The organism is Streptomyces kronopolitis (assembly GCF_014646275.1).
Lineage (GTDB): Bacteria > Actinomycetota > Actinomycetes > Streptomycetales > Streptomycetaceae > Streptomyces > Streptomyces kronopolitis.
In genome coordinates this window covers 1-19,299 of record NZ_BMND01000029.1, presented here as the reverse complement: position 1 = coordinate 19,299, position 19,299 = coordinate 1, and the positions used below count along the sequence as shown (strand labels likewise).

The window sequence follows — 19,299 nt, the reverse complement described above, 5'->3', positions numbered from 1 at the left end:
GCGACCGGGCGGCGGAGGTGGCGCAGGGGGTGTCGGCGTACGGGCTGATCGTGCGGATGTGGGTGCGCTCCAGCCTCGCCTACCGGACCTCGTTCGTGATGATGGCGTGCGGCAACTTCGCGGCGAACGCGCTGGACTTCGTCGCCATCATGCTGATGTTCTCGCAGATCGACGCGCTGGGCGGCTTCTCGCTGCCCGAGGTGGCCTTCCTGTACGGCACCTCCGGCATCGCGCTGGGCCTGGCGGATCTGCTGCTGGGCAGCATCGAGGGGCTGGGCCGGCGGGTGCGCGACGGCACCCTCGACACCCTGCTGCTGCGCCCGGCACCGGTCTTCGCGCAGATCGCCGCGGACCGCTTCGCGCTGCGCCGGCTGGGCCGGATCACCCAGGCGCTGCTGGTGCTGGGCTGGTCGCTGCCGCGGATCGAGGTGGACTGGACGGTGGGCCGGGTGCTGATGCTGCCGCTGATGGCGGTGTGCGGCACGGCCATCTTCGGCGCGGTGTTCACGGCCGGGGCGGCCTTCCAGTTCTGGGCGCAGGACGCGGCCGAGGTGCAGAACTCCTTCACCTACGGCGGCAACGCGATGCTCCAGTACCCGCCGACGGTGTTCGCGAAGGAGCTGGTGCGCGGGGTCACCTTCCTGGTCCCGCTGGCGTTCGTGAACTGGCTGCCCGCGCTGCGGCTGCTGGGCCGCCCCGATCCGCTGGGGCTGCCGGGCTGGGTGGATTTCCTGGGGCCCGCGGTGGCGGCGCTGATGTGCGCGGGGGCGGGGCTGGCGTGGCGGTGGGGGCTGCGGTCGTACCGCAGCACCGGAAGCTGACGGAGGGGCGGATGACGGGCCGGGCACGGGACGACGAGGGGGCGGATGCGGTGGACGAGGCGGAGCAGCTGATCGAGGTGGACGGCGTCGAGAAGGTCTTCACGGTGCGGCGCCGGGCCGGCCGGCTGCGCCGGGTGCGCGAGGAGGTCCGGGCCGTGGACGGGATCTCCTTCCGGGTGGCGCGCGGCGAGATGGTCGGCTACATCGGGCCGAACGGTGCGGGGAAGTCCACCACGATCAAGATGCTGACCGGCATCCTGGTGCCCAGCGGCGGCCGGCTGCGGGTAGCCGGCATCGATCCCGCGCAGCAACGCACCCGGCTGGCCCGCCGGATCGGTGTGGTCTTCGGGCAGCGCACCACCCTGTGGTGGGACCTGCCGCTGAAGGACTCCTACGAGCTGGTGCGGCGGATGTACCGGATCCCGGACGCCGCCTACCGCGCCCACCTGGAGCGCTGCGTGGAACTCCTCGACCTGGCCCCGCTGCTGGACGTCCCGGTGCGGCAGCTGTCGCTGGGGCAGCGGATGCGCGGCGACATCGCGGCGGCGCTGCTGCCCGACCCCGAGGTGCTGTATCTGGACGAGCCGACCATCGGCCTCGACGTGGTCAGCAAGGCGAAGGTGCGCGGGTTTTTGCGCGAGGTGAACGCCGAGCGCGGCACCACGGTCCTGCTGACCACCCATGACCTCACCGACATCGAGCAGCTGTGCCGCCGGGTGATGGTGATCGACCACGGCCGGCTGGTCTACGACGGCGGCCTCGACGGGCTGCGCGCGGCCGGCGGCGGGGAGCGCACCCTGGTGGTGGACCTGGAGCGCGAACTCCCGCCGATCGAGGGCGTCCCGGGGGCCCGCACGGTCCGGGTGGACGGGCCCCGGCAGTGGCTGGCCTTCCCGGCGTCGCAGAGCGCGGCGCCGCTGGTCGCGGCGGTCGCCGCGGGCTATCCGCTGGTGGACCTGTCGGTGCGGGAGCCGGACATCGAGTCCTTGATCGCCGAGTTGTACGCGGGTGGCGGGATGCGTGCGGATGCGGCCGGAGCCGGGGGAAAAGACGGCCGCGCCCTCTAATCTGTCCGTATGACCGATGACCTTCCCGAACTGCGCGCCTCCGACGCCGACCGCGAGCGGGTCGCCGAGATCCTTCGGGACGCCGTCGCCGAGGGGCGGCTGGCGATGGAGGAGTTCGACGAGCGGCTGGAAGCGGCGTACCGGGCGCGCACCTACGGGGAGCTGGCGCCGCTCACCGCCGATCTGCCGGCGGCCGCGGCGGCCCCCGCGCCGCTGTCGCTGCGCAAGGACACCGCGCAGGTCACGGCGTGGTCCCAGCGGATCGTGCCGCACACGGACGGTTCCGCGGCGGGCATCGGCATCCTGGGCGGCTTCCAGCGCAAGGGCCGGTGGACCATCGGGCGCCGCTTCACGGCGGTGTGCCTGATGGGCGGCGGCGAGCTGGACCTGCGCGAGGCGAACTTCGCCGGGCCCGAAGTGACCATCACCTGCTGGGCGTTGATGGGCGGGGTCAACATCGTGGTGCCGCCCGGCGTCGAGGTCGATGTGCGGGGCCTGGGCATCATGGGCGGCTTCGACGCGCGGGAGGACGGGACGCCGGGTGAGCCCGGCGCGCCCCGGGTGATCGTCAAGGGGCTGGCCCTGATGGGCGGCGTCGGCGTCGAGCGCAAGCTGCTCAAGGAGGAGAAGCGCCGCCTCAAGGAAGAGAGGCGGCGCCTGAAGGACGAGGGGCGCAAGGAGCTGAACTGAGCGCTCGCGCCTGCCCCGCCGGTGTCACAGCGCGGCGGGCGCGGCCTGCTTGAGGTGCTCCAGGTTCACCGCGTCGGCCATCGCCCGGAAGCCCTCGTCGCTGGGGTGGAGGTGGTCCCCCGAGTCGTAGGAGGGCCGCAGCCGGACCGGCATCGACGGGTCGCGCAGCGCCTTGTCGAAGTCCACGACCTCGTCGTAGACGGAGCCGGAGCGGATGATCCGGTTGACCCGCTCACGGACCGAATTCAGCAGATCGGAGTAGCCGCGGTGCCCCCCGAACGGCGTAAGGGTGCTGCCGGTGACGCGCAGCCCGCGGGCGTGCGCCTCGCGGACGATCTGCCGCATCCCCGCCACGATCTTCTGCGGGTCGAGCTGGCGCGGCGACTTGAACAGGTCGTTCAGCCCGATCTCGACGATCACGGCCTTCACCCCGGAGCGCGACAGCGCGTCGCGGTCCAGGCGGGACAGCACGCTGGGCCCGTTGTTCGGCGAGAACCTGCTGCCGTTGACCAGCAGGCGGTTGCCGCTGATGCCCTGGTTGAGGACGCCGTAGCGGGGCGCGCCGGGCTCGTTGCGCAGCCGCGCCGCGAGGAAGTCGGTCCAGCGGTGGTTGGCGCCGGCGGTGGAGGTGATGCCGTCGGTGATGGAGTCGCCGATGGCGACGACCGCGCCGCGGGCCTGGGTGCTCCACACGTCCACACCGGTCAGATAGCGCCAGTACGGGCTCTGCTCGGTGTAGGCGGCTCCGGTGGCGTCCTCCGCCCGGTCGCCGCGCGCCAGGTAGGAGGTCTGCCGGGCGTAGGGGTGGTACGTGGCGGGGCCCGAGGTCGACGGGGAGTAGGTGGTGACCAGCAGGTCAGCGTCCCCGGGCACCTTCAGCCGGGTCGGGTCGCTGGTGACCGCGCCGCCCGCCGGGATGGTCACCGCGGGCTTGCCGCCGAAGGACAGCCGCCGCATGGTGCCGGTCGCCGCGGTGGGGTTGCTGGGGGCCGCGGCCAGCGCCATCGAGGCGTGGCTGACCACCAGCGGGCGGGTGCCGTAGAGGTTGGAGAGCTGGATGCGCACGCCGGAGCCGCCGACGCTGGTGTGCACGACATTGCGCACCGACATGCCCGCGTAGCCGTTCAGGGTGCCCGGCTCGGCCGCCGCGGCCGCCGCCGACCAGGTGCCGACCCACTGCCCGGAGACCGCGGGGGCCGCCGGGTCGCGTGGCTTGTGGGAGGAGTCGCCCAGGCCGCCGTCATCGCCGCCGAAGCCGACGAATATCGCGGTCGAGATCAGCACGACCACTGCCGCCAGTCCGGCGAACAGGGCGTAACCCACACTTTTGTTCATGCGGGAGGGCTCTCCTGGAGAAAGTGGAGCAACACGCTCCGGGCGGGCAAGGGCAGCGGATGATCAGCGGCACCGTTGCGGTCCGATCGGTCCTTCATGATCCCACGGACCTCCGGGGAACCGCCCGGCGCCCCGGGCCGTTCCGCCACGGCCATGGGACGTGGGGAACTCGTGATGCGTTCCAGGAGTAGGTCACAGTGGGACACGGAGCCGGGCCGGCGGCCGGTGCGGAGCAGCATAGGCCGTCGGGATGACGGGGGAACGCGGTGGGAGCGGTGGAGCGGATGGAACGCAGAGATTCGGACACGGCGGCCGGGGCGGCGCGCGGACCGGTGGCGCCCGCCGCCCCCGGGGCGGCCGGATTCGCCTTCGGCGCGGCCGACGAGGAGCGCCGGCACGCGGTGCGCCGGATGAAGACCCTGGCCACCGGCCTGCTGCTGGCCGTCGCGGTCGTCTACGTCCTGGCGAAATGGGCCGGATCCGCCGGAGCGGGCGGCTGGACCGGCTATGTCGCGGCCGCCGCGGAGGCCGGGATGGTCGGCGCGCTGGCCGACTGGTTCGCGGTCACCGCGCTGTTCAAGCGGCCGATGGGGCTGCCGATCCCGCACACCGCGATCATCCCCACCAAGAAGGACCAACTGGGTCAGAGCCTGGGTGACTTCGTCGGGGAGAACTTCCTGTCCGGCGAGGTCGTGCGGCGCCGGCTGCGCTCGGTGGCCGTCGGCCGGCGGCTCGGCGGCTGGCTCGCCGACCCGGCGAACGCCGACCGGGTCACCGCCGAGGTGTCCACCGCGCTGCGCGGCGCGCTGACCGTGCTGCGCGACTCCGATGTGCAGGCCGTGGTCGGCGAGGCGATCACCCGCCGCGCCGCCGCCCAGGAGATCGCGCCCGGTCTCGGCACGCTGCTGGAGCGGGTCGTCGCCGAGGGCGGCCACACCCGGGTGGTGGACCTGGTCGTCGCCCGCGCCCACGACTGGCTGGTCGAGCACGGCGACTCCGTGATGACCGCGGTCTCCGGCGGCGCGCCCGGCTGGACCCCGCGCTTCGTCGACCGCAAGGTGGGCGACCGGGTCTACAAGGAGCTGCTGCGCTTCGTCACCGAGATGCGGGACATGCCCGCACACCCGGCGCGCGGCGCGATCGACCGCTTCCTGCGGGACTTCGCGGACGACCTGCAGTCCGACCCCGAGACCCGGGCCCGGGTCGAACGGCTGAAGTCCGAGGTGCTGGGGCGCGGCGAGGTCCAGGACCTGATCGCCTCCGCCTGGGGCTCGGTGCGCGCGATGATCGTCGCCGCCGCCGAGGACGAGCGCAGCGAACTGCGGCTGCGGGTCCGGGCGGCGCTGCTGTCCCTGGGCCGGCGGCTGGCCGCCGAGGAGCGGCTCCAGGGCAAGGTGGACGGCTGGCTGGAGAACGCGGCGGTCTATGTGGTGACGACCTATCAGCGCGAGATCACCTCCCTGATCACCGACACCGTCGCCGGCTGGGACGCCGCGCAGACCTCGCGGAAGATCGAGGCGCACATCGGCCGCGACCTGCAGTTCATCCGCATCAACGGCACCGTCGTCGGCGCCCTGGCGGGCCTGGCGATCTACGCCGTCTCGCAGGCCTTCGGCGGCTGACGCCCCGTTCGCGGCGCGGACCGCGCACCGCCTCTGGCGGGTTGTGCCCGCAGGGCTTACGGTGCCCGCGTGCGCGAGCGGATACCGGTGGTCGTACAGGGGCGGCGCCCCTCCCCACCGCGCCCTCCTGTCGTGCGGGTGCTGTGGACGGGCGCGGAGCTGGCCGTGACGGCCGGCCTCGTCCTGCTGCTGTTCGTCGCCCACCAGCTGTGGTGGACGAACCGTCAGGCGCAGGCGGCGGCCCGCGACCAGGTGGACCGGCTGGAGCGGCAGTGGGACGCCCGCCCGCCGTCACCTGGGCCGCCCCCGTCCGGCGAGGGCGCGGCCGACGGGGCGCGCGGCACCGGGCGCACCGCCTCGCCCACCGCCCCCGGCCACCGCGCCGCCGCCCCGCCCCCGCGGCCCCGCACGGACCTCGCGTACGCGGTGCTGCGCATCCCGCGGCTCGGCCTGACCGCCCCCGTCGCCGAGGGCACGGGCAAGGCCGCGGTCCTCAACCGGGGCTATGTGGGCCACTATCCGCACAGCGCGCAGCCCGGTGAGTGGGGCAACGTCGCGCTGGCCGGGCACCGCAACACCCACGGCGAGCCGTTCCGCCACCTCGACCGGCTGCGCCCCGGCGACACCGTCACCCTCGACACCGCCCGGACCCGTGCCACCTACACCGTCCGGCGCGTCCTGCCGCGCACCACACCCGGCGACGGCTCGGTGCTGGCCGCGGTGCCCCGCAGCGCGGTGCACCCCTCCTACGGGTTCACCGCGCCCGGCGCCTACCTCACCCTGACGACCTGTACGCCGGCCTACACCTCCACCTACCGCCTGGTGGTGTGGGGAGTGTTGCGGTCGACACAGTCCCGGTAGGAGCGGCCGGGCGTCGCCTAGGCTGACGCCCCGTGCGTAACCAGACCCGCGAAGAGCGGTCCCCGGGCTCCCGCAGACGTCCCGCGCTGCTGTGGCTGCTGCTGCCGTACGTGCTGTTCCTGGGGGTGCTGCCCTTGGTGAACCGGGTGACGCCGACGGTGCTCGGGCTGCCGTTCCTGTTCTTCTGGGTGCTGCTGGCGACGCTGGCCACCCCGCTGTCGGTGTGGCTGGCGCGGCGCGGTGACAGGGCGCGGGGGCGGATGTGAACGCCGCCGTCGCCACCGCCGTGTTCGGCGGATTCATGGTGCTCACCGTCGTCCTGGGACTCCTCGCGGTGCGGGGACGCCGAACGGCCGGGGGGCGTCCGGGCGGGGGCGGGCTCACCGAGTGGTCGGTGGGCGGCCGGAGCCTGGGCACGGTCTTCATCTGGGTGCTGATGGCCGGCGAGAGCTACACGAGCTTCAGCTACCTCGGCGCGGCCGGCTGGGGCTACAACTTCGGCGCCCCGGTGCTCTATCTGCTGGCCTACATGTCCTGCGGCTACGCGCTCGGCTACGTCGTCGGCCCGATGCTGTGGGCCTACGCCCGCCGGCACGGCCTGGTCGGCATCACCGACATCGTGGCGCACCGCTACGGCCGGCCCTGGCTCGGCGCCGCCGTCGCGCTGCTCGCCACCGTCTGCCTGCTGCCGTACATCCAGCTCCAGATCACCGGCATGGGCGTGGTCGTCTCCACGATCTCCTACGGGGCGATCAGCCTGAACTGGGGCTACTTCCTCAGCTTCGCGGTGACCACCGCGTTCGTCACGGTCAGCGGGCTGCGGGGCAGCGCCTGGGTCTCGGTGCTCAAGGACGTCCTGGTCGTCGCCACCCTCGGGTTCCTCGCGGTCTATGTGCCCTGGCACTACTTCGGCGGCTACGGGCCCTTCCTGCACCGGATCGTCGCCGAGAAGCCGCAGTGGCTGACCTTCCCCGGGCACGCCTCGGGCGGCCTGGGCCAGGTCTGGTTCGCCACCACCACCGTCGTCAACTCCCTGACCGTGGTGATCTTTCCGACGACCGTGGCCGGCTACCTCGGAGCCCGCAACGCCGACGCGCTCCGCCGCAATGCCATGTATCTGCCCTTCTACAACGTGCTGTTGTTCGTGCCGGTGCTGCTGGGGATGGCCGCGCTGTTCGTGGTGCCGCACCTGAGCGGTGCGGGCTCCAACCTCGCGCTGTTCAAACTGGTGGTGGACTCCCTTCCGGCCTGGGCCGTGGGGGTGATCGGGGCGGCCGCCGCCCTCTCCTCCATCGTGCCGATGGCCGTGTTCATGCTGGTCATCGGCACGATGTGGGGGAGGAGCGTGCTGGGCGCGCGCACCCGCGGGCCCGCCGGGGCGACGGGAGCGGCCGAGGGGGGAGAGCGGGGGACGGTGCCGGGCGGCCGGCAGAAGCTGTTCTCGCAGCTGGTCGTGGTGGTGGCCGGAGCCCTGGCACTGCTGTTGACCTACACCGCCCCCGACACCCTCGTCCGGCTGTCGCTGATCTCGTACGAGGGCATGGCGCAGCTCGTACCGATGCTGCTGCTGGGGCTGGTGTGGCGGCGGCTGACGGTGCACGCCGCGGTGAGCGGCCTGGTCGTGGGCTTCGCGCTCGTCTGCGTCCTGGTCTTCGGGGGACACGACCCGGTGCGGGGGGTGAACGCGGGGCTCGTCGGGCTCGTCGTGAATCTGGTGGTGGCGCTCGCGGTCACCTGGCTGGGGCCGGGGGCGAAGGACGGGCGGCCGGACGCCGAAGTGCTGGCGCTGGAGGACGAGTTCCCCCGTCAGGAGGGGACGGCGCCGCGCGGCGGCGGGGTCAGCCCGCCGGCGTCGAGGTGATCTTCTTGCCCTCCTTGGAGACCGCGAACCACAGGCCCATCTTGCCCTGGCCGTTGATGTCGCCGGGCTGCTTGTCACCGGTGAAGGTGTAGACCGGCCAGCAGTCGACGGCCAGCTGGCGGAGGCCGTCGGGGCGGGTGACGGTGGAGATGAGCTTGGCGGGGATGCCCTTCAGCTTGGAGCGGTCGGCGGGCTTGGCCGGCTTCCAGGTGTCCAGGCAGGCGTCGTTGCAGCCGAACTTCATCGGCCAGGCGCTGTCCTTGTTGAAGCGGTAGAGCGTCATGCCCTTGCCGTCGACGAGGATGTCGCCGAGCTCGGGCTGGTTGAGCACCGAGACGTCGCCGGGCTCCTGGGCGCCGGCCTTCTTGCCGTCCGCGGCCAGCGCGTTCCAGGTGCCGCCCACGCCCTGGCCCTTGGTGTCGCCGGGCTTGGTGTCCTTGACGTAGCGGTAGGCGGGCCAGCCGCCGATGGTGAGCTGCTTGGTGCCGTCGGCGCGGGTGACCGAGCCCAGGTCGCTCTTGGCGATGCCCGCGGGGGCCTCGGCGCCGTCGGCGGGGACCACCGGCCAGGTGGTGGCGCAGGAGCCGGAGCAGTTGGACTTCGGCGGCTTGGCGGTGTCCTTGTCGAAGCGGTAGAGGGTCATGCCCTTGGAGTCGGTGACGACCGGGCCGAGCTTGCTGTCCTGGTGCAGCGCGAGCGTTCCGGCGCTCGCCGCCTGGGGGGCCGCGCCGCTGTCGCCGCCGGCCTGGCCGCCGTAGCCGTTGTCGCCCTGGCTGGAGCCGGAGGAGCCGTACTTGTAGTTGGTGCCCGAGCCGGCCGGCTGCACGGTGTCGGTGGTGGGGGTGGTGCCGGCGCTCTGGTTGTCGCTGCTGCCGCAGGCGGCGGTCAGTGCCAAGGTGGCGACCGCCATGGCCGCGAGTCCCGCTCGACGTCGAGTGATCATGATGTCTCCTCTGCCGGATGGTGGCTGTGTCGCTTGCCGGGATGAAACCGAGTTGCCTGTCCGATGGCCCGTGTGGTGGCGGGCCGGCCCCGGCGGGGTGCCGTCGCCGGGGGAATACGCGCTGCGGGGGGCGGGGCGTTCAACGGCGGCGAAGAATTTTCCCCGCGCGCAAAAACCCCGCCCGGCACGTCAGTTGCCGCCCTGCACCCGCAGCGCCAGCGCCGGGCAGCGGCGCACCGCGAGCTGCGCGCGGCGCCGCATCCGGGCGGGCAGCGCCATGCTGGCCTTCTCCGGGTAGCCGTCCGGGCCGAGCTTCACGATGCCCGGCACCACGTCCGCGCACAGGCCGTGGCCGCGGCACAGCGTCCAGTCGACCAGCAGCCGCTCCTGCGGCGGTGCGGCGGGCGCCGCCGCCGGCGCGGCGACGGGCGTGGCGGCCGGCAGCAGCGGCAGACGCCCGGTGACCGGCAGGGCCCCGGTCACCGGGCGGCCGCACCCGAACCCCCGCGCATGGCGCTCGAACTCCTCGGGGAAGGCGGCGAGGGCCGAGGCCACGAAGCGGGCGGTGCCGTCCGGGTGGCTGCAGGCGCCGCGCTTCTCCACGGCCCGCATCCGGGCCTGCACGGCGTCCAGCGCGGCGTCCCCGCCACCGCGGACCGCGAGGTCGAGCTGGTCGGCGAGCGCCGGCAGCCCCAGCACGCAGGGGCCGCACTGGCCGGCCGACTCGGCGCCCATCCACTTCGCGACGCGTACCGTCTCGCCCGCGGGGCAGGTGTCGTACGGCAGCGGCAGGACCGCCCCGGCGCCCAGGACCGCGTGGTAGGTCTTCAGCGCCTCACGGGAGAGCGTGGCGGTCTGGGCGTCGACGGGGGAGATGAACGTGCCGTGGTAGCCGCCGATCAGCACGCCCTGGCCCGCGTCCATGCCGCACAGCGTGAGCACCCGGTTGAGCGGTACGCCGTAGGGGACCTCGACCACCCGGTTGCCGGCCACGGTCAGCAGCAGGGTGCCGGGCTCCGCGGGCAGGCCGGTGGTGCGGTAGCCGAGCGCCCCGAGCCGGGCGGCCACGGCGAGTTGGGCGTAGGTCTCGGTGTTCGACAGCAGGGTCGGCACACCGTTCAGCCCGCGCTCGCTGGAGCGGATCTTGCGGCCCGAGGGCAGGCCCGCCCCGCCGCCCAGGCCGTTCGTCATCGCGGAGCCCTCACCGGTGACGAAGCGTTCGGTCAGCAGCGTGACCCGTAACGTCGGCCGCACCGGGCCGCGTTCGTCGATGGCCCGCTGCACGGAGTTCAGGACGTCCGTGCGGGTCACGCCGATGGCGACCTCCTGGGCGCCGAGGGAGTCCGCGGCCAGCAGGGCGCCGTCGAGCACCAGATGCGGGGCGTGCAGCAGCATCGCGGTGTCCTTGAGGCAGCTGGGCTCGCCCTCGCTGCCGTTGACCACGATCGCGCCCTTGCCGTCGGCCCGCTGCATGCCGTCCAGGACCGCGGTCACCTTGCGGGCGAACGGGAAGCCCGCGCCGCCGCGGCCGCGCAGGTCGATGTTCTCGGCGAGCGCCACCAGCTCCTGAGAGGTCAGCTGGGGCAGGCTGCCGTGCCGGGCCAGGTGCGCCACCCGGTCCATCCGGGGCATCTCGTCCAGGCCGGCCAGCAGCCGGGGCGGACCGTAGGACGCCAGCGTCGGTACGGGCTCCGGGCCGGGGAGGACCGGGAGCGGGCGGGTCGGGGCGGGGGCGGTCATGGGAGTTCTCCTGTGTTCCTGCGTGCGCCGCGCAACCGCAGCGCGAGCCGTACGGCCACCGCGACGAGGCAGATGGCGTAGCCGACGAGGGCGTAGCCGGCCGCGGGGCGGCCCGCCCGGAGGCCGTGCACCAGGGCCAGCCCCCAGGCGACGTACGCGCTCATGTGCAGCCCGCGCCACCACCGGGAGGCGGTGATGCCGGTGAAGGCGCCGCGTACCGCGCCGGTCACCGCGACGGCGAGGAACACGTAGGCGGCGAGGGTGCCGAGGCCGATGAGGCCGGGGCGGGCGCCGTCGGTGAACGGCACCGCGGCGGCCCCCGCATCGGTGTGGCCCTCGGAGACCTTGACCCAGATGTGCAGGCCCAGGAAGCCGAGGCCGGCGACGCCGGTGCCGCGGTGCACGGCCTGGGCGAGCAGCCGGTGACCGGATTTCAGCACCATCCGGTCGGTGGCGGCCAGGCCCCACAGCACGGTCACCGACAGGGAGACCAGCGCGAGCACCCCGGCACCGAAGTCGAGGAAGTTCAGCACGCCGTCCATCGCGCCGGAGCGCAGCAGGACGGCGAGGAAGAGCAGCAGTGCGGCCGGAAGCGCCGGGCGGAGCACGGCGGTTCCGGCGAAGCCGCCGGCCGATCGGCGGGCCGGCGGCCCGGGTTCGTTCGGGGGGCGCCGGGGGCGAGGCACGAAAGGCGAAGGCCGGGCTCGGTGTGCGGCGCGGCGGCTCTGCATACGCGGTGCGGACATCGGACCTCCCGGTGTCAGGGCGCGGGTGCTGGGATGCGAATTTCGAGGAAATATCCCGGGGGCGTAATTTGCCCGGGGCTTTTGTTCGGGTGACCCCCGGTAACACTAAACATTCTGTAACCGAGTGGATACGCAGGGCCGTAATCCGGATGTCAAAAGCATCTACGAACGTGTTCAGGATTTCGTAAGGTTTATCGCGCTGTGACAAATTCCTGCAGTGGCATCGCGGGCGCGCGGCACGACTCCGGATGATGCCGACTCAGGCGCACGGGGTGCGCCACCCCCCGTAACAGCCGCATCCCCGCCAGGATCGAGGTAGCGATGTGTGATCTCCTGAACCGCATCTGGTCGCGTCCCCGAGGAGAGTGGTCCCGCGTAGTCAGAAATGAACTACCGGACCTCTCCGAGAAGTTGGTCGCGGAGTTGCAACGCGGATTTCCCGCATTGTCCGCACTTCTCGGGGATACTCCCGTAGAAGAGGCACATTGGGCGCTTGAACAGGCCTTGCTGACAGTTCTTGGGTACCAAAAAGAGTCGGAGAGTAAACCTCCGGCAGGACCTTCAGTGGTGACCCCGATGCCCGTCGCACGGGCTCGCCAGGATCTGTTCGACGTGCTCGCCGGACAACGCGAGGCTCCGGAGGAGGGATTGAGCGGGCTGTCCCGCGAGGCCGGCTGGCCCGTCCCCGACACCCTGCAGGCCGTCGTGCTTGCCACCCCCGCCGAGGCGGCGCAGCTCGCCGCGGCACTGGGCCACGCCCTCATCGGCAATGTCGAGGGCTACACCTGTCTGTTCGTCCCCGACCCAGCCACCCAGACCCGGGCCCGCCTGGAGGCGGCGCTCAAGGGCCGGCCGGCGGCGGTCGGGCACGTGGTGCCGGCCACCGACACCGCGTCGTCGCTGCGTTGGGCCCGCTATCTGCTGACGCTGGCCCCCAGCCGGGTCGGCCCGGAGTCGCGGCCCGCCTTCGTCGACGACCACCTCTCGGCGCTGCTGCTGCTCCAGGACGAGTCGCTGGCGGACGCGCTGACGTCCCGCTGGCTGGGACCGCTGGAGGAGCTGACGCCGCGGCAGAGCGAACGGCTCGAAGTCACCTTGCTGGCGTGGCTGGAGGGCGGCGGAGCACCGGAGGCCGCCAAGCTGCTGCATGTGCACCCCCAGACGGTCCGCTACCGCCTGCGCCAGATAGAGAAGCTCTTCGGTCCGGTGCTGCGCGACCCGCGCACCCGCTTCGAGCTGGAGATGGCGCTGCGCAGTCGCCGTCTGATGGCGCATGTCCGCAGCTACCGCGCACGGGCCGGCCGCCGCGCCAGGGCCGTCGCCTCCTCCATCCGCCCGCTGGGCGTGGCCCGCGAGGCCCGCGTCAACGGTCTTTGACGCAGCAGCGGATGAACCACCGCGCCCCTTGAGCTGACCGCCGGCGCGGCGCAGCGGCCCCGACCCCCGGACCACCCGGGTCGGGGCCGCTGCCGTGCCGTGCCCGCGGGGGCGCCGCCGGGCCGCCGCCCGGCGCGGTGACCGCGGTGCCCCGTCTTCGGGCCGCCGCGGGGAGGCGCCGTCGTGCCACTGCTGCTGTGCCATGTCCTCGGGCCACCGCTTCGTCAGGGCCCTGGGGCCGGTGCTGTGTCGTGTCCTCGGGGTGCCGCCGCGGCGGGGCTCGTCGCCGGGGCCGAGCCCCGGAGCCGGAGCCGGCGGCCGGCACCGTTGCCGTGCCCGCCGCCTGCCCCTGCCTGCCCCGCCGCCCCGCCGACTCCTCCGCCCCGGCATGCCGGGTGCCCCTCGGGGAGCGTCTCCCCGAGGGGCACCACGTCCGTCAGGTGAGGACGGGCGTCCGTGCGGTGCCGATGTCCGTCAGGTGCACTTCTGGCCGTTGTTGATGCAGTCCACGGCCTTGCTCATCAGGTTGTCCGGCATCACGTTGATGAAGTCGCCGTGGTCCGTGACGGGTTTGTGCAGCTGCTCGGGGAAGCTGTCCACCGCGAAGCTGTCGCCCTGCGGGACGTCGTAGGTGATCCGCTCCACCAGCTGCGGCACGGCCTTGAACCCGGCGGGGCAGGTGCCGTTCTGGTCCGAGAACGCCATGTGGTCGCGGTGGTTGGCGCTGTCGGTCTCCCGGCCGTCCCAGCAGTTCTGGAAGGCGAAGTTGCGCACGACCTGCGAGCCCTTGGGGCAGAGCGGGTACTTGTCCTTCAGCTGCCGGTTCTCGAAGCCGGTGCAGCTCCAGGAGGCGTTGGCGTTCTTGGTGCCGTTGGTGAACGCCTTGGCGTCACCGGTGATGATCCGCAGGAAGCGCGGCATCGCCTCGACCTGGCCGGCCTGGCTGCCGCGGTAGGTGAGGGTCACGGTGGCCGGGGTCAGCACCGAGCCGACGTTGGCGTCCTGCGCGGCGCCCGGCTTTTGCTCCGCGTTCCCGTCCAGCTTGCGCAGCACCGGCCAGTAGTAGGTCGACTGGTCGCCGTTGGTGCAGGTGGTGTCGGAGGCGGCCAGGGACTGGTCGGTGGAGTTGCCGTCGGTGGTGGTGTTGCCGACGTAGTCGTGCGTGTGGTGGGCGCCGTTGCTGACGCCCGGCGTCACGATGACGTTGTCGGAGTTGAAGTGGCCCTCCTCGTTGCGGCCGCACTCCGTGGTGAAGGTGCCGGTCGTGGCGTTGCCGCCCTGGGGGGCCGCGAACGGCGGCTGATCCGCGTTCGGCTGGACGTTGTTGATGTCCACGAAGTCGTCGGGGGAGGGACCGCCGGCCTGGCCCTGCTGCTGCCCGCCGTTCTGGTTCGGATCCTGGCCCTGCTGCTGGCCACCGTTCTGGTTCGGGTCCTGCCCCTGCTGCTGGCCGCCGGTCTGGTTCGGGTTCTGCCCCTGGTACCAGCCCTCCTTCACGGTCTTCGTGGAGTCGTTGCCGCCCGCGCCGGCGCCCTCGTTGACGGGCTTGACGGTGCAGCCGCTCATCTTGAGCAGATAGCCCGGCCGCTTGGCGTTCTTGGAGATGGCCGTGACCATCATCTTGATCGTCTTCTGGCGCTGGGTCTTGAGCCCGCCGAGGACGGCGGAGCCGCTGCCGCCCATCATCTTGTGGTACGCGTCGTGCACCTGCCGGTCGAGCGAGGACAGCCCCTTGGAGACCGGGAGCTGGGCGCTGTGCGGCACCTGGCGCAGCCGCTCGCCCACATCGGGGCAGGAGATCGTGAAGGCGGACACGGTGTGCTGATGGCCCGCGGAGGAGCCCGTCTCCGGGTGGGAGTTGCCGGCCAGCGCGGTCGTGGCGACCGCCGCCAGACCGCCGCCGCCCAGCAGGAGCGCCGCGGCTCCCACGAGCATTCTGTTCGTCAAACGCGAGCGTTTATGGGCTTGTTGCCGTTGCCTCATGAGATCACTTCGCTTCGTCCGATGTGAGGGGTGTCGTCCTGATGCGGTTCACAGAAGGGCGTGATGGGCGCCTCCCAGTGGGGTGCCTGCGCCGGGTCAGCTGGAGTGCAGGGTGTTGAAGTCGACCCGACCGGTCTTCTCCAGGAACGTGATGTGATCCAGCACGACGTCGTTGGCGCGGTCGGCCAGCGCGCGCACCATCGTGTTCTTGGTCTGGTCGCGGACCAGGGCCACCAGCCCGAAGACCTTGCCGTGGGCGCGGCGCAGCAGCTCCGCGAACAGCCGGTCGAACTCCTTGCCCTGGGCGTTGTTGAGCTGCCCGAGCCAGCCCTGCTGGGCGACGTTGGGCTCGGTGGGCAGCTCGATGCCCAGCGCCTTCCCGGCCTCGTTCGACCGCCGGTCCAGCTCGGTGTGCCCGGCCACGAGATGGTTGCCGGCCGTGCGGACGGCGTCCGTCGTCCCGCGCTGCTGCGCCATCCGGCCCGAGGGCAGCTCCCACAGCCCGGCCAGCTTGACCTTGCGCACGAAGTCCCGGTCCATCGCGGTGAGCGGACCGTAGCGGGTGTTGACCGTGCCCCCGCCGTCGTCGTCGTACGTGAGCGTGGTGGTCGCCGCGGCGGCGGACTCACCGAAGAGCTGGACGGGGAGCAGCAGCGCCGCGAGCGTGGCCATGAGCGCAGCTACCACCAGTCCGGTGGCGATGGTCCGCCCGGATGTTGCGGAGTTGCTGAGGATGGACCGCACACGACCTCCCGGATCGTCACTACTGGAATCCCACCGGACGCTAAGTGCCGCACCGGGTCGGCGGGCCCAGGTCCTCACCCCTGGACAAATAACGGCCGGGCCCGCCGCGGCACTGCTACGGTGCCGCGTGCGGGCCCGGCCGGGTGACACGGGTGACGTGCGCCGGATGCCGTGTGCCCGGCCGGGCCCGCACCAGGCGGCCCGGCCCGCGCGTTCAGCGTGCGTACAGGCTCGCCCCCGCCCAACGGCGGCGCTCGCGCCGGGACTCGGGCTCCTCGCTGCGGCCCTCGGCGTACAGCGCCTCGATCTCCGCCGCGTACGCCCGGACGATCGCCGCGCGCCGCAGCTTCAGCGACGGCGTCACCAGCCCGGACTCCTGGCTGAACTCGCCCGGCAGGACCCGGAAGGCGCGGATCGACTCGGCCCGCGACACCGAGGCGTTCGCCCGCGCCACCGCCCGCCGCACCTCCGCCTGCAACTGCTCCTCGGGCGAGGGGGCCGTGCTGCCCGGGCCCGGCTCGTCGCGCAGGGTGCGCCAGTGCGTCAGCGACTCCGGGTCCAGGGTGATCAGGGCGGTCACATAGGGGCGGTTGTCGCCGACGACCACGCACTGCGAGATCAGCGGATGCGCGCACAGCCGCTGCTCCAGCCCCTGCGGCGCCACGCTCTTGCCGCTGCTGGTGATGATGACGTCCTTCTTGCGGCCGGTGATGACGAGATAGCCCTGCTCGTCGAGGTGCCCGAGGTCACCGGTCGCCAGCCAGCCGTCGTACAGCCCGTCGTCCGCGGTGCCGCCCTCGTCGAGGTAGCCGGCGAACACCACCGCGCCCCGGACCCACACCTCGCCGTCCAGCGCCAGATGCACCGCGCTGCCCGGCAGCGGCAGGCCTACCGTCCCGAACCGCACCCGGCCGGGCGGCTGCACGGTGATCGCGCCGCTGGTCTCGGTCAGTCCGTAGCCGTCGTAGACGGTGATCCCGATACCGGCGAACAGCAGCCCCAGCTCCCGCAGCAGCGGCGAGCCGCCGGAGACGGCCGTGCGCACCCGGCCGCCCAGCATCTCGCGGATGTGCGAGTACACCAGCCGGTCGTAGAGCGCGTGGCGGGCGCGCAGGAACGGGTCGGGGCCGCGGCCGGTGCCCGCCTCCTGCTCCGCGAGCGCCTCCGCGTAGCGCACCGCCACCGTCATCGCCGCGTCGAACGTCCGCTGCCGGCCGGCCTGTTCCGCGGCCAGCCGGGCGCGGGTGCAGATCTTCTCGAAGACGTACGGCACCGCGAACAGGAACGTCGGACGGAACGAGGCCAGCGCCGGCAGCAGTTCGCGGGACGACACCTCCGGCTGATGGGCGAGCTTGACCCCGCCGCGCAGGCAGGCGACCTGCACCATCAGCCCGTAGACATGCGCGAACGGCAGGAACGCCAGCAGCGAGGGGCGCTCGCCGGGCGCGGCCAGCAGCCCGCCCCAGCCCGCGTAGAGGGTGTCGCACTCGGCGGCGAGATTGGCGTGGGTGATCACGCAGCCGCGGGGGCGGCCGGTGGTCCCCGAGGTGTAGACGATGGCCGCGGTGCCGTCCGGGTCGACCGCGTGCCGCAGCCGGTGGACGTCCGCGTCGGTCAGCCGGGTGCCCTCCTCCATCAGCCGCCGCACGCAGTCCAGGTCCAGCTGCCACAGCCGGCGCAGCGCCCGCTCGTCGCAGGCCTCGGCCACGGTCATCGCGTGCGCCTCGTTCTCCACGACGATCGCGGTGACCCTCGCCCCGGCGACGATCGCGCGCAGCTGCTCGGCCGACGCGGTCGGATAGACCGGCACCAGCTGCCCGCCGATCGCCCACAGCGCGTAGCTGAACAGCGTCCACTCGTAGCGGGTCCGGGCCATCAGGGCGACCCGGGTACCGGGCCGGACCCCGTCCGCCAGCAGCCCCTTGGCCAGGGCCATGACCTCGTCCCGGAACTCCGCCGCGGACACCTCCTGCCAGCCGCCGCCGGCCCGGGGGTCGCGACGGGCGAGCTGAGCGAAATCCGGCTGATGGGCGGCGGTGTCGAAGACGGAGTCGGCGAGACCGCCGGTCCGCAGTGGAGCCGCCAGGGCCGGAACGCTGATGTCGCGCACAGCACCTCCTTGGTGTTCCCCCTTGATTCCCCCTGGTCCGCCGACGTCCCCGACGGCAGGCAGGGCAAGTTACCGGCAGGTCTCACGGCTGCCCAGATCTATGGCTACTCTTGAGCGGAAGACGACAAGTCTTGAGGACCGGACAACCAGAGGAGGACGCCGGGTGCACCGCATCGTCGACAGCTGGCGGCTCTGCCTCTCGGCGCTGTTCTTCCTCCTGGCCGGTCTCCTGCTCTCGCAGACCGGCCTCACCGCGGCCCTGACCGCCGCCGCGACCACCGCGGCGATGCTGCTGCTGTGCAGCGCCTTCCTGATCGCGGCCGTCGCCCGGCCGCTGCCACCGGGCCGGGTCCGCACGGCGCTGCGCGACCGCGAGCGGCGTACGGCCTTCCTGCCCCAGCGCGATCCCGACGCGGCAGGGCGCCCGCGTCCCCGGGCACCGGGCCGTCCCCTCCCGACGGCCGCGTAGGCGCCCGGACCGGTCCCACCGCACCGCTGTCCGCGTCCGCGCGGCTCGTCACGCCGATTCCGCATCCCGGCACGACGAGACCCGTGGAGGGCTCACCCATGTCCATGTTCGGCTTCCTCGGCGCGGCACTGACGCACGCCGCCGACGCACTCACCCCGCTCTTCGGCACGGCGGCCATGGCCGCCACCATCGTCCTGTGCACGCTGGGCGTCCGCGCCGCGCTGCACCCCCTCGCCCGCGCGGCCGCCCGCGGCGAGAAGGCCCGCTCGGCGCTCGCCCCGCGCATGGCGGAGCTCCAGCGCACCCACAAGGGCAACCCCGAGCGGCTGCAGAAGGCGATCAGCGAGCTGTACGCCGACAGCGGCTCCTCGCCGCTGGCCGGCTGCCTTCCGATGCTGCTCCAGCTGCCCGTCTTCTTCGTGATGTACCACCTGTTCTCCCGCGGGGCCGGCGGTCTGCTGGACCACACCCTGCTGGGGGCGCCGCTCGGCGGCCACTGGACCCAGGCGCTCTCCGACGGCGGTGTCCTCGGCCCGCAGGGCCTGGTCTACCTCGCCCTGTTCGCGCTGATCACGGCGGTCGCCACCTGGAACTTCCGACGGGCCCGGGCCACGCTGGCCAAGGCCCCCGCCCCCGCCGCGGGCGGCACGAACGCCGCGCTGCCCGGCATGGCGTCGATGTCCAGGCTGATGCCGCTGCTGTCCTTCGGCACGCTGATCACCATCGCCGTGGTGCCGCTGGCCGCCGGCCTCTACGTGGTCACCACGACGACCTGGACGGCCTGCGAGCGGGCGCTGCTGCACCGCGACCGCAAGCCCGCGCCCGAGGGGGACACCGCCGCCGAGACCGTCCCGGACGCGCCCGCCCCGGCCCGCCGCCCGGCCCCGCGGCGCGCCCCGAAGACCCGCGCGGCCCGGCAGCGGGCCGCCC

The 19,299-nt window shown here is 73.1% G+C and carries 17 protein-coding genes; 10 read left to right on the top strand and 7 right to left on the bottom strand.

Annotated elements, in window-relative coordinates:
- The first annotated feature begins 56 nt into the window (after nt 1–56).
- Genes IEY78_RS25695 through IEY78_RS25685 form a run of 3 tightly spaced genes read left to right on the top strand, consistent with a single transcriptional unit; the run spans nt 57 to nt 2,578 of the window.
- Entirely contained in the window at nt 57–821 is a 765-nt protein-coding gene (locus IEY78_RS25695; protein ID WP_229700180.1) for an ABC transporter permease, read from the top strand.
- Nucleotides 822–832: 11 nt separating this feature from the next.
- Entirely contained in the window at nt 833–1,888 is a 1,056-nt protein-coding gene (locus IEY78_RS25690; RefSeq protein ID WP_189102150.1) for an ABC transporter ATP-binding protein, read from the top strand.
- Between the two features lie 9 nt (nt 1,889–1,897).
- A complete protein-coding gene (locus IEY78_RS25685; RefSeq protein ID WP_189102149.1) occupies nt 1,898–2,578 on the top strand; it encodes a DUF1707 SHOCT-like domain-containing protein in 681 nt (226 codons plus the stop codon).
- Nucleotides 2,579–2,602: 24 nt separating this feature from the next.
- On the opposite strand, the gene IEY78_RS25680 is transcribed toward IEY78_RS25685, so the two are convergent.
- Nucleotides 2,603–3,913: an SGNH/GDSL hydrolase family protein gene (locus tag IEY78_RS25680; protein ID WP_189102148.1), complete on the bottom strand. Its 1,311-nt coding sequence runs from the start codon at nt 3,911–3,913 to the stop codon at nt 2,603–2,605.
- 284 nt (nt 3,914–4,197) lie between these two features.
- Between IEY78_RS25680 and IEY78_RS25675 the strand changes: the two genes are divergently transcribed.
- The 4 genes from IEY78_RS25675 (at nt 4,198) to IEY78_RS25660 (ending at nt 8,257) form a co-directional block, all read left to right on the top strand.
- The gene (locus tag IEY78_RS25675; RefSeq protein ID WP_229700176.1) at nt 4,198–5,535 is read left to right on the top strand and encodes a DUF445 domain-containing protein; all 1,338 of its coding nucleotides are present in this window, start codon (nt 4,198–4,200) and stop codon (nt 5,533–5,535) included.
- A 69-nt stretch (nt 5,536–5,604) separates the two neighbouring features.
- Nucleotides 5,605–6,396 carry a class E sortase gene (locus IEY78_RS25670; protein WP_229700175.1) on the top strand — a complete coding sequence of 264 codons (792 nt, stop codon included), beginning with the start codon at nt 5,605–5,607 and terminating at the stop codon, nt 6,394–6,396.
- 32 nt (nt 6,397–6,428) lie between these two features.
- Nucleotides 6,429–6,662 (top strand): DUF3311 domain-containing protein, encoded by a 234-nt coding sequence (locus IEY78_RS25665; RefSeq protein ID WP_189102145.1) that lies wholly within the window; start codon nt 6,429–6,431, stop codon nt 6,660–6,662.
- Nucleotides 6,659–8,257: a sodium:solute symporter family protein gene (locus IEY78_RS25660; protein WP_189102143.1), complete on the top strand. Its 1,599-nt coding sequence runs from the start codon at nt 6,659–6,661 to the stop codon at nt 8,255–8,257. Before IEY78_RS25665 ends, IEY78_RS25660 begins: the two co-directional genes overlap by 4 nt.
- Here the strand turns inward: IEY78_RS25660 and IEY78_RS25655 are convergent.
- The 3 genes from IEY78_RS25655 to IEY78_RS25645 all read right to left on the bottom strand — a co-directional run bounded on the left by IEY78_RS25655 (nt 8,235) and on the right by IEY78_RS25645 (nt 11,548).
- Nucleotides 8,235–9,200: an SCO0930 family lipoprotein gene (locus tag IEY78_RS25655; protein WP_189102141.1), complete on the bottom strand. Its 966-nt coding sequence runs from the start codon at nt 9,198–9,200 to the stop codon at nt 8,235–8,237. The two genes, IEY78_RS25660 and IEY78_RS25655, sit on opposite strands and share 23 nt — an antisense overlap.
- 189 nt (nt 9,201–9,389) lie before the next feature.
- Complete coding sequence (locus IEY78_RS25650) at nt 9,390–10,940, bottom strand: NADH-quinone oxidoreductase subunit NuoF family protein (RefSeq protein ID WP_189102139.1); 1,551 nt, start codon at nt 10,938–10,940, stop codon at nt 9,390–9,392.
- Nucleotides 10,937–11,548 carry a hypothetical protein gene (locus tag IEY78_RS25645; protein ID WP_189102137.1) on the bottom strand — a complete coding sequence of 204 codons (612 nt, stop codon included), beginning with the start codon at nt 11,546–11,548 and terminating at the stop codon, nt 10,937–10,939. The genes IEY78_RS25650 and IEY78_RS25645 overlap by 4 nt, the downstream gene beginning before the upstream one ends.
- Before the next feature lie 714 nt (nt 11,549–12,262).
- Here IEY78_RS25645 and IEY78_RS25640 point away from each other — a divergent pair.
- Entirely contained in the window at nt 12,263–13,063 is an 801-nt protein-coding gene (locus tag IEY78_RS25640) for a PucR family transcriptional regulator (protein ID WP_229700174.1), read from the top strand.
- Between the two features lie 474 nt (nt 13,064–13,537).
- Here the strand turns inward: IEY78_RS25640 and IEY78_RS25635 are convergent, their stop codons facing one another.
- The 3 genes from IEY78_RS25635 to IEY78_RS25625 all read right to left on the bottom strand — a co-directional run bounded on the left by IEY78_RS25635 (nt 13,538) and on the right by IEY78_RS25625 (nt 17,900).
- Nucleotides 13,538–14,998, bottom strand: a complete 1,461-nt coding sequence (locus tag IEY78_RS25635) for a DUF1996 domain-containing protein (protein ID WP_189102268.1) — start codon at nt 14,996–14,998, stop codon at nt 13,538–13,540.
- Between the two features lie 144 nt (nt 14,999–15,142).
- The gene (locus tag IEY78_RS25630; protein WP_189102133.1) at nt 15,143–15,790 is read right to left on the bottom strand and encodes a DUF4142 domain-containing protein; all 648 of its coding nucleotides are present in this window, start codon (nt 15,788–15,790) and stop codon (nt 15,143–15,145) included.
- Between the two features lie 214 nt (nt 15,791–16,004).
- Nucleotides 16,005–17,900: an AMP-dependent synthetase/ligase gene (locus tag IEY78_RS25625; RefSeq protein WP_189102131.1), complete on the bottom strand. Its 1,896-nt coding sequence runs from the start codon at nt 17,898–17,900 to the stop codon at nt 16,005–16,007.
- Between the two features lie 163 nt (nt 17,901–18,063).
- Here IEY78_RS25625 and IEY78_RS25620 point away from each other — a divergent pair, with 163 nt between their 5' ends.
- Both IEY78_RS25620 and IEY78_RS25615 read left to right on the top strand, forming a co-directional pair.
- Nucleotides 18,064–18,369 (top strand): DUF6412 domain-containing protein, encoded by a 306-nt coding sequence (locus tag IEY78_RS25620; RefSeq protein ID WP_189102129.1) that lies wholly within the window; start codon nt 18,064–18,066, stop codon nt 18,367–18,369.
- 98 nt (nt 18,370–18,467) lie between these two features.
- On the top strand, nt 18,468–19,299 hold an 832-nt coding region (locus IEY78_RS25615; RefSeq protein ID WP_189102127.1), incomplete at its 3' end, for a YidC/Oxa1 family membrane protein insertase.